Annotated in this window: 8 protein-coding genes; 6 read left to right on the top strand and 2 right to left on the bottom strand. The window is 59.1% G+C overall.

Annotated features, from left to right (window positions below):
• Window positions 1-96: 96 nt before the first annotated feature.
• The 6 genes from addB (at window position 97) to BM299_RS01170 (ending at window position 10,615) form a co-directional block, all read left to right on the top strand.
• Window positions 97-3,576 carry a helicase-exonuclease AddAB subunit AddB gene (gene addB / locus BM299_RS01195; RefSeq protein ID WP_092481626.1) on the top strand — a complete coding sequence of 1,160 codons (3,480 nt, stop codon included), beginning with the start codon at window positions 97-99 and terminating at the stop codon, window positions 3,574-3,576.
• Window positions 3,569-7,309: a helicase-exonuclease AddAB subunit AddA gene (addA, locus tag BM299_RS01190; RefSeq protein WP_092481625.1), complete on the top strand. Its 3,741-nt coding sequence runs from the start codon at window positions 3,569-3,571 to the stop codon at window positions 7,307-7,309. The genes addB and addA overlap by 8 nt, the downstream gene beginning before the upstream one ends.
• Window positions 7,310-7,585: 276 nt before the next feature.
• Window positions 7,586-7,906 (top strand): SCP2 sterol-binding domain-containing protein, encoded by a 321-nt coding sequence (locus tag BM299_RS01185; RefSeq protein WP_245779590.1) that lies wholly within the window; start codon window positions 7,586-7,588, stop codon window positions 7,904-7,906.
• 364 nt (window positions 7,907-8,270) lie between these two features.
• Entirely contained in the window at window positions 8,271-8,834 is a 564-nt protein-coding gene (locus BM299_RS01180; protein ID WP_245779589.1) for a carbon starvation CstA family protein, read from the top strand.
• 190 nt (window positions 8,835-9,024) lie between these two features.
• Window positions 9,025-10,191 carry a CaiB/BaiF CoA transferase family protein gene (locus BM299_RS01175; protein WP_092481623.1) on the top strand — a complete coding sequence of 389 codons (1,167 nt, stop codon included), beginning with the start codon at window positions 9,025-9,027 and terminating at the stop codon, window positions 10,189-10,191.
• Window positions 10,192-10,357: 166 nt separating this feature from the next.
• On the top strand, window positions 10,358-10,615 hold the full coding sequence (locus BM299_RS01170) for a DUF3243 domain-containing protein (RefSeq protein ID WP_092481622.1): 258 nt from the start codon (window positions 10,358-10,360) through the stop codon (window positions 10,613-10,615).
• Here the strand turns inward: BM299_RS01170 and BM299_RS01165 are convergent, their stop codons facing one another.
• Both BM299_RS01165 and BM299_RS01160 read right to left on the bottom strand, forming a co-directional pair.
• Window positions 10,616-11,155: a hypothetical protein gene (locus BM299_RS01165; protein WP_092481621.1), complete on the bottom strand. Its 540-nt coding sequence runs from the start codon at window positions 11,153-11,155 to the stop codon at window positions 10,616-10,618.
• Window positions 11,139-12,395, bottom strand: a complete 1,257-nt coding sequence (locus BM299_RS01160) for an HD-GYP domain-containing protein (protein ID WP_245779588.1) — start codon at window positions 12,393-12,395, stop codon at window positions 11,139-11,141. Before BM299_RS01160 ends, BM299_RS01165 begins: the two co-directional genes overlap by 17 nt.
• Window positions 12,396-12,428 lie beyond the last annotated feature (33 nt).

The following is a 12,428-nucleotide window of genomic DNA, read 5'->3' as shown; positions in this document are numbered from 1 at the left end:
TTCGCAGATTGCGGGGGCCTTTTATTTTTTATTGATTGTTTGTATCATGTACATATAGCCAATATTATGAAATAAGGATTTTGGGGGGGTACTGGCTTGTATTTAAGGTTTATAACGGGCCGCGCGGGGTCCGGAAAGACATCTTGCTGCCTGCGGGAAATCTGTGCCGAACTGCACAAACAACCCCTGGGCGCGCCCTTGATTTTACTGGTACCCGAACAGGCTTCCTTTCAAACCGAAAACGCCCTGGCCCGGGCCGCCGGCTCCGGGGGCTACATGCGCGCCCAGGTGCTGGGATTTCGCCGCCTGGCCTACCGGGTGCTGCAGGAAACGGGCGGAGTTACCCGGGCACCGGTGGGGGAAATGGGCAAGCGTATGATTATCCGCCGGCTGCTGGAAAGAAGGGCGGGGGAACTGCGTATATTTGGCCGGGCGGCGGACCTGCCGGGATTTGTGGACAAGCTGGCCCGGGCGTTGGGGGAAATGAAAACTTACCGTGTCGCCCCCCTTGACTTGCAGTGTTGCTTGGAGGAACTGCAAAGGGCGGGGGAAAGGGGCCTGTTGGCGGATAAACTGCGGGATTTGCAGGCTGTTTTTACCGACTTGACGGAGTTTTTGCAGGGCCGGTTTGTTGATCCCGACGATTACCTGACCCTGGCGGCGGAAAAAATCAAATCTTCCACCTGGCTGCGCGAGGCCCGCGTCTGGGTGGACGGGTTCACCGGGTTCACCCCCCGGGAATATGCCGTTTTGCTGGAACTGATGCGGCATACCGGCGGGGTTAATGTCACCTTGTGTTTGGGGCATGATTTTTTAAGCGGTAAAATACTGCCGGAAACCGACCCTTTTTACCCGGTCTGGGAAACGTATGCCGAACTGCTCCAAATGGCCGGGCAGGAGCGCCTGCCGGTATACCGGTCGCCCGTGCCGGACGATGACGTTCCCCGGCGGTTCAGCGCCCCGGACCTGGCTTACCTGGAGGAGCACTTGTTTAATCACCGTGCCGCCGCCGTTCCCGCCGGGGAGGGGATCAGCATTATGGCGGCCGCCGACCGCCGGGCCGAGGTGGAGGGTCTGGCCCGGGAGATAACCCGCCTGTGTCGTGACCGGGGCTACCGCTGGCGGGATGTGGTGGTGCTGCTGCGGGATGTGGAACTGTACGCCGATCTGATCGACGCCGTGTTCACCGACCATGACATTCCGTTTTTCCTGGACCGGAAGCGCGCGGTGATGCACCACCCGCTGGTGGAACTGCTCCGGGCCGCCCTGGAGGTGGTGGTGGAAGACTGGTCGTTTGACCCGGTGTTCCGTTGTCTGAAAACCGATCTCTTCCCGGTTAGCCGGGAGGAGGTTGATCTGCTGGAGAACTATGTCCTGGCGCACGGCATCCGGGGCAGCCGCTGGATTGACGGCAAGCCCTGGGAATACCGCCGCCGGCTGACCCTGGAAGAAGACTCCCCGGCATCGGACCGGGAAATGCGGGAACTGGAACAGCTCAACAGCATCAGGGCCGCCGCCGCGGAGGCCCTGGCCGGCCTGCACCAACGCCTGCGGGAGAGCGGCACTGTCAAGGAATATACCGTGGCGCTGTACGGATTGCTGGAGGAACTGGCCGTTCCGAAACAATTGGAGCGCTGGAGCGAACTGGCCCGGGAGGAAGGCCGGCTGGAAGCGGCCCGGGAGCACGCGCAGGTCTGGGAGGCAGTGGTGGCCCTGCTGGACGAGGTAGTAGAGGCGCTGGGCGAGGAGGAGCTGTCCCTGCGCCAGTATGCCCGTATCCTGGAGGCGGGCCTGGCGGCCATCCGTCTGGGCTTGATTCCGCCGGGGCTGGACCAGGTGGTGGTGGGGTCGCTGGACCGCTCCCGCAGCCCGGAGGTCAGGGCCGCCTTTATTCCCGGGGTCAATGAGGGGGTGCTGCCGGCCCGGGTTTTTGAACAGGGCATTTTTACCGAGGCGGAGCGGGAGCAGCTGCAGCTTTCCGGCCTGAAACTGGCCCCGGGGGTGCGGCGACGGGTTTTTGACGAACAGTATGTTGTTTATACGGCCATGACCCGGGCCGGTGAGCGGTTGGTGCTGTCTTACCCCCTGGCCGATGAAGAGGGGCGGGCGCTGAAACCCTCCCCGGTGCTGCACCGGGTGCGGGAACTTTTCCCGGAGCTGGCGGAGGGATTTTGGTCCCAGGAACCGGGTTTGCCGGGAGAAAACAACCTGGAATTCATCACCCACCCCGGCCGGTGTCTTACCCACCTGGCCGGCCGCCTGCGTGACGCCGCGGTCGGGCGGGAGATTGATCCGGTGTGGTGGCATGTTTACAACTGGTTCGCCCGGGAAAATAACAGCCCTCTCTTTGACCGGGTGGTGGACAGCCTGTTTTTCAGCAACCGGGAGGGGCGCCTGCCCCGGGATATCAGCCGGCGGCTTTACGGACGGCCGCTTTCCACCAGCGTGTCCGGCCTGGAAAAGTTCCGGTCCTGCCCTTACGCCCATTTTCTGGCCCAGGGCCTGCGGCTGCGGGAACGGGCGGTGCACCGGCTGGCGGCGCCGGATACGGGGCAATTCCTGCATGCCGCCCTCAAACTGTTTGCCGAACATTTGGAGGAAAGGGGCCTGGACTGGGGCCGGTTGGGCCGCAGCCAGTGCCGGGAACTGGCCGGGGAGGTGGTTGATCTTCTGGCCCCGCGGCTGCAGAGTGAAATTCTGCTGAGTTCCGCCCGGCACCGTTATTTAACCGGTAAACTAAAACGGATCGTGCAGCGCTCGGCGCTGGTGCTGGCCGAGCACGCCCGGCGCGGCCGTTTTCGCCCGGTGGGGCTGGAACTGGCCTTTGGCCGGGAAGATGACCCATTGCCCGGCGTGGTGTTCACCCTGGCTGACGGCAGCGAGATGGTCTTAACCGGCCGCATTGACCGCATTGACGCGGTGGAGCATGACGGCGAGATATACCTGCGGGTGATCGATTACAAGTCCGGGGCGGCCTCATTGAGGCTGAGCGACGTCTGGCACGGGCTGAAGCTGCAATTGCTTACATACCTGGAGGTGGCACTGCGTTATTCCCGGGAACTGGTAAATGAGGAAGGATTGCCCGGGGCGGTGCTGTATTTTCGTATTGATGAACCACTGATTAAAACCGAAGGCGGTGTGCCGGCGGACGAGGAAATTGAGCGTCAGGTGCTCAAGGAATTGAAAATGAAGGGTCTGGTGCTGGCGGACCCCGATTTGGTGCGGAAAATGGACGGCCGGGCCGGAGCCGCTTCCGACCTGCTGCCCGTGGGTTTCAAAAAAGACGGAGGCTTTTCCGCCCGCTCTGCGGTGCTGGACCGGGAGCAGTTCGACCTGTTGCGGGCATATCTGAGACGCCAGCTGGCCGGCGCCGGCAGTGAAATCATGGCCGGTGTTAAAGACATCAGTCCCTACCGGCAAGGGAATTTCCGGTACTGTCGCCACTGCCGGTTCAAGGCGGTGTGCCGGTTTGACCCGCTGCTGCCGGAAAATGTTTTTCGGGTTATCGCGCCGGAAAAGGACGCCGATATCTGGCGGCGCATCAAGGAACAGCTGGGGGTGGGGGACGATGACTAAAGAGTGGACCAGGGAACAAGCGGACGCCATTAGCGGCCGGGACCGCCGGCTGCTGGTGGCGGCTGCGGCGGGCGCGGGCAAAACCGCCGTGCTGGTGGAGCGGATTATCAGGCGCATTACCGAACCGGCCGGTCCCGTAGACGTGGACCGCCTGCTGGTGGTCACTTTCACGGCCGCCGCGGCGGCGGAAATGCGGGAACGCATCGGCCTGGCCATTACCCGGGCCCTGGAGATTGACCCGGGGTCGGGCCTGTTGCGCCGCCAGCTGGCCCTGCTGCAGCGGGCCAACATCAGCACCATTCACTCCTTTTGCCTGGAAATTGTCCGGCAGCATTTCTACCGTCTGGAACTGGACCCGGTATTCCGGGTGGCGGACGAGACCGAAGCCGCCCTGCTGCAGTTGGATGTGCTGGAGGATGTCTTCGAGCGCCGGTTTGCCGCCGGGGATCAACATTTCCTGGCCCTGGCGGACTGTTACGGGGGCCGCCGGGACGACGCCGGGTTGCAGGACCTGGTCCTGGAGCTGTTCCGGTTTTCGCGCAGCACTCCCGACCCCGCAGGCTGGCTGCAGAAGCTGCCTGTGATGTTTGATTTAACCGGGGAAGAGGCTGTTGATGACTTGCCCTGGTTCCGGATTTTAAAGACCGGCATCAGCCGGGAACTGGCCGGCATCCGGGGTATGCTGGAACAGGCCGTCCGGTTGGTCGAACGCCCCGGGGGGCCGGCGCCTTACCATGCCACCCTGCGGCAGGATCTGGCGCTGCTGGATGACCTGTCCCGTGCCTGCGCCGCCGGGTGGGACAAGCTGTACAGGCAGTTTGTCAATGTAGGGTTTGCCAGGCTGGCAAGCTGCAAAAAGGGCGAAACTGACGAGGAACTGAAAAAACTGGCCAAAAAAATGCGTGACGGGGCCAAAGAGCGGATAATTAAGATGCAGCAGCGTTATTTCAGCCGCTCCCCGGCGGAATTACTGGGCGACCTGCATGCCCTGGCCCCGCTGATGGGTGTGCTGGCGGGCCTGGTGACAGAGTTTGCCGCCTGTTACCGGCAGGCCAAACTGGACCGGGGAATAGTGGATTTCAGCGACCTGGAGCATTACGCGTTGCAGGTACTGCTGGATGTAGAAGATGCCGCCGGGGGCGCGGCGCGACCGTCCCCCGTGGCGCTGGAGCTGCGGAACCGGTTTGCTGAAATACTGGTGGACGAGTATCAGGATATCAACGCCGTGCAGGAAGCCATCATCAACCTGGTCGCCGGGCCGGAGGACGAGGCCGGGCCGGGTCTGTTCATGGTGGGCGATGTCAAGCAGAGCATTTACCGCTTCCGGCTGGCCGAGCCCGGGCTTTTCATGGCCAAGTATCAAGGATTTGCCGCCGGAACCGGCGCGGGCAGGTTGATCAACCTGGCCCGAAATTTCCGCAGCCGCCGGCCGGTGGTGGATGCGGTCAACTATATTTTTCGCCAGGTGATGAGCCCGGATGTGGGTGAAATGGCTTATGATGAAAAGGCCGAACTGGTCTGCGGCGCCCGCTACCCGGACTTGCCGGGGGACGCTTGGGCGGCGGGGACTGCGGAACTGCACTTGATTGAGACGGGCGAAGGACCCGGGGCGCCGGCTGACGAGACAGCCGGTACCGGCGAAGAGGCGGACGCGGCGTCTGAAGCGGAAGAAGACCTGGATGCCGTGCAGGTGGAGGCCCGCACGGTGGCGCAGCGGATCAGCAAGCTGCTGGAGGACGGCTACCCGGTGTTTGACCGCGAGCGGGGACAGTACCGCCCGGCCGCGTACCGGGATGTGGTGGTGCTTTTAAGGGCCACCACCGGGCGGGCCAATATTTTTGTGGAGGAGTTCGGCAGGCTTGGCGTGCCGGCTTACGCCGACCTGAACACGGGGTATTTTGAGGCCGTGGAAGTGGAAACGGTGTTATCCCTGCTGAAGATAATCGACAACCCGCGCCAGGACGTGCCCCTGGCCGCCGTGTTGCGCTCGCCCATGGCGGGTTTTAATTCCGATGAACTGGCCCAAATCAGGCTGTGCGTCAGCAGGGGGGATTTTTACGATGCCGTGGTCATGGCCGCGCTGGAGGGGCCGGAAGAACTGGCCGGGCGCCTGGCCCGGTTTCTGCAGCGTTTGGAGCGGTGGCGCACCAGGGCGCGCCAGGGCGGCCTGGCCGAGCTGATCTGGCTGTTATACCGGGAAACGGGTTATTACGATTTCGTGGGCGGCCTGCCGGGGGGCGGCCAGCGCCAGGCCAACCTCCGAGCGCTTTATCACCGGGCCCGGCAGTACGAGTCAACTACCTACCGGGGGCTTTTCCGCTTCTTGCGCTTTATTGAGCGCATCCGGGAAAACGACGGCGATATGGGTGCGGCCCGCGCCCTGGGGGAAAACGAGAACCTGGTGCGGATCATGAGCATCCACAAGAGCAAAGGCCTGGAATTTCCCATAGTCATCGTGGCCGGCCTGGGTAAACGGTTCAACCTCATGGACCTGAACAAAAACGTGCTCATGCACCGGGACCTGGGTCTGGGCCCCCAGTTGGTGGACCCGGAAAAGCGCGTAACTTTCCCCACCGTGGCCAAGCTGGCCGTGCGGGAAAAACTGCGGGCCGAGGCATTGGCGGAGGAAATGCGGGTGCTGTATGTGGCCATGACCAGGGCGCGGGAAAAGCTGATCCTGGTGGGGGCGGTGCGCAAATTGCGCGAGTGCGCCGCCCGCTGGTGCAGTGCGGTGGAAATACGGGAACGGGAACTGCCGGCGTGGCTGACTGCCGGTGCAGCCCATTACCTGGACTGGCTGGTGCCGGCCCTGGCCCGGCACCGGGACGGGGCACCGCTCCGGGAGTTGGCCGGAGCGGGCGAGCCGCCGGCGGCAGCAGCCGGTGACGCTTCGGCCTGGCGGGTGTATTTGTGGGACGGCGCCGCCCGGCAGCGGGAAAAGGAAGACCGGCCGGCCTTCAAGTATATGGAATACTTGCGCCGGCGGGAACCGGTGCCGGCAGGCGGCCCGCCGGCGGGCCGGGTGCGTGAGTGCCTGACCTGGCGCTACCCGCACCGGCATCTGCAGGGCCTGGCGGCCCGGGAAACGGTAACCGGTTTGAAAAAACCGGCGTCCCCGGACGGCGGGCCGGGCCCGGTGGAACTGCCGCGGGACTTCCGCATCAGCATGGCGGCCAGGCCCGCGTTTGCCCAAAAACTGCACGGGCTAACCGCCGCCGAGCGGGGGCAGGCCCTGCACCTGGCGTTGCAGCTTTTGGACCTGCGGGGGCGGCTGGACGAAGACGGCATCAGGGACCAACTGGCCGCCATGGTGCTCCGGGAGCAGATCAGCCGGGAGCATGCCGCGGCGGTGGACCCGCAAGCGGTGGCCGCCTTTTTCCGCAGCCCGCTGGGTCAAAGGCTGCTGCGGAGTAAGCGGGTATACCGCGAACTGCCGTTTACACTGGCCGTGCCTGCGGAACAGGTTTACCCCCATGTTGAAAGACTGACCGGCAGCGGGGAAACCGTGCTGGTGCAGGGGATAATCGACTGCCTGGCGGAGGAAGGGGACGGATTACTGCTGGTGGACTACAAAACAGACCGTTACGCCCCGGACACCCTCACCCAAACGGCCGGGCGCTACCGGGACCAGTTGGAACTGTACGCCCGGGCGGCGCAAGACATCACCGGCCGCCGGGTGATTGCTGCATACCTGTATATGTTTTACGGTGGTGATACAGTATCCTTTAATTGAAAACTAAGGTGACAGGCACCGGTTTATACGACGAATCGGTGTCTGTCACCATAAAAACCGGAGCTGCCGTAGGTGGCGGCTCTTTTTATGGTATAAGCTAAATACGGAGATATTGACAAGCTCACTGTTTTTGCAATACACTAAGGAAAATACATAAGAAGTTATTTAAAATGAATGAAAGTTCATTCATTTTTAAGGTGTGTAATGAATCAATGCTTAACTTAGGGGCATAATTTTATGCTTTAGAATATTATGTAAAAAAGGAGGCATTTTATCATGAGTTTGCAGGAAATTATGGCGGGGTTGCAGCAAAAAATGAACGCGGACCCGACAAAAATGGCGGGCGTGACGGCTACCTACCAGTTCAACTTGTCCGGTGACGGCGGCGGCAGTTACAACGTTGTTTTTAATGACGGAACGGCCCAAATAAATGAAGGTGTTGCGGATAATCCCAATATAATCATCTCCATGGAAGCCGCTGATTTTCAGGACCTGGTGTCAGGCAAGCTGGATGCAATGGGGGCGTTTATGACAGGCAAGTTAAAGGTTGAGGGCGATATGTCACTGGCCATGCGCCTGCAGGCGCTGTTTGGTTAATAGATGCAATGCCGGAGGGTTCGTCTTCCGGCATATTTTTTGATAACCTGAAACCCTTTTGTGAGGGTAGTTATTCCATCGGTATGTTATTATTAACGGCTTACTTAAGCCGTTTTTTTCTTAATAAATTTACGATAGAATAAGGGAACTGTATTATGCGCGCCTTTCTTATTTTGTCCCGGATGACATCTTGATACCGGTTCGTTCAAGCATAAAGCAAGGTGAGTGATAAGCGCCAAAAAAGGATTCCTGGCAGCGATATTTTTCAGGTAAGCAAGGAATTATATTCATCAGAGGTGAGTAGCTTCAATGTCCTGGTTTTTGTTGATTTCCATGGCCCAGCGTATGGGATTTATTGTAGCCATTGCCTTTTTGCTTACTCGCCGGCCCGGCCGGTGTTGTAAAAGATGTGGCCACCACCATGTTGGGGGCCGTGGGCGGTACCCTGGCGGTGCTGGGTGTGATTGTTCTGCCAATTACCTCCGGCGACACCGCATTCCGCAGCGCCCGGATGTTGATCACCGATTTCATGCAAATTACACAAAAGCCGCTGGATAAACGCCTGTTGATTGCCGTTCCGTTGTTCAGCGTCGGCTTCCTGCTGACCAGAATTGATTTTAACTTCCTGTGGCGCTATTTTGCCTGGGCCAACCGGACTACGGCCATGATTATGTTGTGGGCGGCAGCGGTTTACCTTGTACAAAGCAGAAAACTGCACTGGGTGGCCTCAATCCCCGCTGCTTTCATGACCGTCGTAACCTTTACTTATATTTTAATGGCACCGGAAGGTTTCCAATTGGCCACCGGTATTGCTTACCCGCTGGGTTTTGCGCTGGCGTTGATTCCCATCGGCCTGTTCGTAAGAAAGGTTATTGGTCAATCCGGGTCCGATCAAGGGCAACCTTTGCCGCATACAGTGAAGAACTAATGAAAACCCCGGGCCGCCGGTAGCGGTTCGGGGTTTTTTGCACCGGGTTTGTCAACGGGCCGGAAACCGACAATTTTAGTGGCCCAGATATCTAAGTATTACCCTGAGCATGGGAAGCCATTGCAGGAACAGCAATATAATGCGACGAATATTCAAAAAATAAAATTAATTTACAAAAGCAGGTGATGGAGTGCTTAAGGGTATTCGTGTTCTTGACCTGTCCCGGTTGCTGCCGGGACCGTACGCCACCATGTTGCTGGGTGACCTGGGGGCGGAAGTGATTAAAATCGAAGAGCCGGGTGTCGGAGATTATATGCGCCATTTCCACCCGCAGGTTGACGGAGTCAGCGTATTTTTTTTGGCGGTGAACCGGAATAAAAAAAGTATTACTCTAAACTTGAAAAAGGAGCGGGGGAAGGAAATTTTCCTGGCCCTGGCCCGGCGGGCCAACGTTATCATTGAGGGTTTCCGGCCGGGGGTGATGGACGCCCTGGGCCTGGGATATGAGAGCGCCCGGCAGGTCAACCCCGGCATAGTGTACTGTTCCCTTTCGGGTTACGGCCAGGACGGGCCCTACCGTGACCGGGCGGGGCACGATATAAACTACCTGTCCGTCAGCGGGGTGCTGGGCATTACCGGGGTCCGGGACGCCCAGCCCGTGGTACCGGGGGTGCAGGTGGCCGATCTCACCGGCGGCATGTTCGCCGTAATCGGTATATTGTCGGCGCTATGGCAAAAACAGCGGGAAGGCCGGGGGGCTTACCTGGATTTATCCATGACCGACGGTTTGTTTTCCATGATGTCCGTCCACCTGGCCAATTTAATAGCCACCGGGACACCGGCGGTGCGGGGGGATATGATGCTTTCCGGCCGGTTGACCTGCTATAACGTATACCGCACCCGGGATGACGGTTATATGGCGCTGGGCGCCCTGGAAGACAAGTTTTGGAAAAATTTTTGCGCAGCCCTGGAGCGGGAGGACCTGGTGCCGGGACACCTTTCTCCCGCAACGGAAGATAACCCGGTATACCGGGAAGTCAGGGAAATCTTTCTTTCCCGCACGATGGAGGAATGGCGCGGGTTTGCGGAACATGTGGACTGCTGCCTGACACCGGTGGACAATGCGCAGGATGTGATTGACGGGGATTATGCCCGCGGGCGAGGGCTGTTTATAGACGTGCCGCACCCGGGCGGCGGGACGCTGCGCCAGGTGCGCAATCCCCTGGTTTTCCCGGGCGTACGGGAGCAAGAGCCGCTGCCTCCGCCCGCCCCGGGCCAGCATAACGAAGCGGTCTACGGCGCGCTGGGATTAAATGAAGAAGAACTTGCCGGCCTCAAACGGGACGGAATAATATAACCCGGGCTGATACCAACCCTGAACCAATCCAGTTTAGTAATGTATTGGTTTAGGGTTTTTTTTCATAAATTGACTTATAACCAGGAATAAAAAGCAATAACCGTTAACCGGTTTCAGGCATAATTTTACCTTCGGTCAGAAAAAATAACTTTGGAGGTGTATTAGGGTGGAATTGAGCGTATCGTGGCACCAGTGGAAAAAAATGCTGCACCAGGCGGTAAACGTCGCCGAGTTTGTCGGGGTGTCCGATGAGCATATCAATGAGCTGGCCTGCCGTATTGGAGATTTTCTGGCGAATAAAATAGATCCCGGCAACCGCGAGCAGAGGTTGCTGAACGAGTTGTGGAATGAGGCCGGGGAAGACGAAAAAAAAGTGCTTACCCGGCTTATCATCAGGATGGTGGATAAAACGGAGAGTATATAGTTAGCCTTCTACCACCCTGAGGGGTAAATTTTTTTCTTCCCGGTACCGGGAATCTTCTTCTACCAAATCCCGGATGCGCCTGTCGCCGAGCATGATTTGCCAGGCCAGCCTTGTGGCGTGGATAAACTTTTCTTGCAGCGGTACATCCCCGGCAATCAGCGGGCAGGTGTAGGGCAAGTCCAGGGTTTCATAAATCAACAGCATGGTCCCGTCCCGCTGCAGGTGGGGCGCCAGGGGGAAAAAACGGCAGGCCAGGGGGCGCGACTCCCTGGGGCAGGGGGCGGTGCAGCGGACAAAGTAAACGGGCGCGGGCCAGGATGCGGGAAAACACTGTTCAGCCGGGTCCTGGGCCTCCCAATTCAACCAGTTTTCCCGGCGGGTGAACATTGCTTCTTCACCCGGGAACAGGTAAATGCCCAGCTCGTTGTGGCGGCCGGGCCGGCAGCAAATGCTGCCGCACAGCGTCCCGCAATCCTTCGGCAGCGGTGTGACGCCGGCGGTGAGGTTATACAATTTATTATAATCATTTAATGTCAGCATCAGGTGGTCTCCTTAGTCCCTCCGAAGCTTTATCTTTTAAAGATACGGCCTCCTGGTAATGACTTGCCAACAACTGCACAACATCCCCGTCAATGCTTCCCCCGTCAACCATATCGCCCAATATTTTTTCTACTTTATGCCTGGGCATTCCTTTTCTGTAAGGGCGATCTTCCACCAGGGCGCTGAATATGTCGGCCACGGCCATGATCCGGGAACCCGGGGGCAGTTCTTCCCCCCGCAGGTGAAACGGGTAACCCTGGCCGTTCAGCTTTTCATGGTGATAGGAGGCCCACTGGTTTATCTCTTCAAAGCCGTCGATTAATCCCAGTATCTGGTAAGTAACGTAAGTATGACGTTTAATGATGTTAAATTCCTGTTTGCTAAGCCCGGCGGGTTTTTCCAGAACCTCTTCCGGCACGCTCAACTTGCCCAGGTCATGCAGCAAGCCCGCTACGTACATATTTTTTTGTTGCACAGGGTCAAAACCCGCCCGGCGGGCCAAAAGGGCGGCGACCTCCGCTACTAACCGGGAGTGCCGGTAAGTGAACGGGTTTTTGCCGTCAATAATTTCCGCAAAGATGCGGCTGATCCCGATTATTTCATCCTGGCCCGTGACCAGGGGACAGGTGCGCAGCCGTTTGCTGAGATGAATATCGATGAATTCAGATGTAAGATCCAGCCAGAGACTTTCTTTACGGGCCACCTGCAGGAAAATATCCACCAGGTCCGGGTCAAACATGGTTCCGGCCCGGGCGCTGATTTTTTGCATGATTTGCTCCCGGTGGTCCAGGATGTTGCCGGGTTGGTGACTAAGCACGTCCACCCGATCGGCCAGGAAGATAATGCGGCTGAACAGCGGGATGGCGTTGCCCGCCAGCCCGGACGGATTTTGGCCGTCCCAGCGGTCATGGTGGTGCAGCACTATTTCGGACAGCGGGGCCAGGATTTGCAGGTTATGCAGCAGGGCGGCCCCTTTTTGGCAGTGCTCCCAGGGGTTTTGCACCTCGAATTTTTCCAGGTTGGCCTTTTCCCGGAAGGTGCTGGTGCCGGCGTCGTGGATCACGGCGCTGCAGTAAAGGAGCGGGAGGTCGCTTTCCTCCAGCTGCATTTCCCGGGCTATATAGGACGCGATCAGGGCCACCCGTTGGTGGTGGCGCATCAGACCGTTACGCTGGTAGTCCATGGCCAGGGACAGGGAGCGCAGTAATTTATACAGTTGAATTTTCGGTGCCGTGCTCACAAAAAATTACCTCCTGCCGGTGGGAGTAACAAC

Source organism: Desulfoscipio geothermicus DSM 3669 (assembly GCF_900115975.1).
GTDB lineage: Bacteria > Bacillota > Desulfotomaculia > Desulfotomaculales > Desulfallaceae > Desulfoscipio > Desulfoscipio geothermicus.
This window is presented reverse-complemented; position numbering and strand designations above follow the sequence as displayed.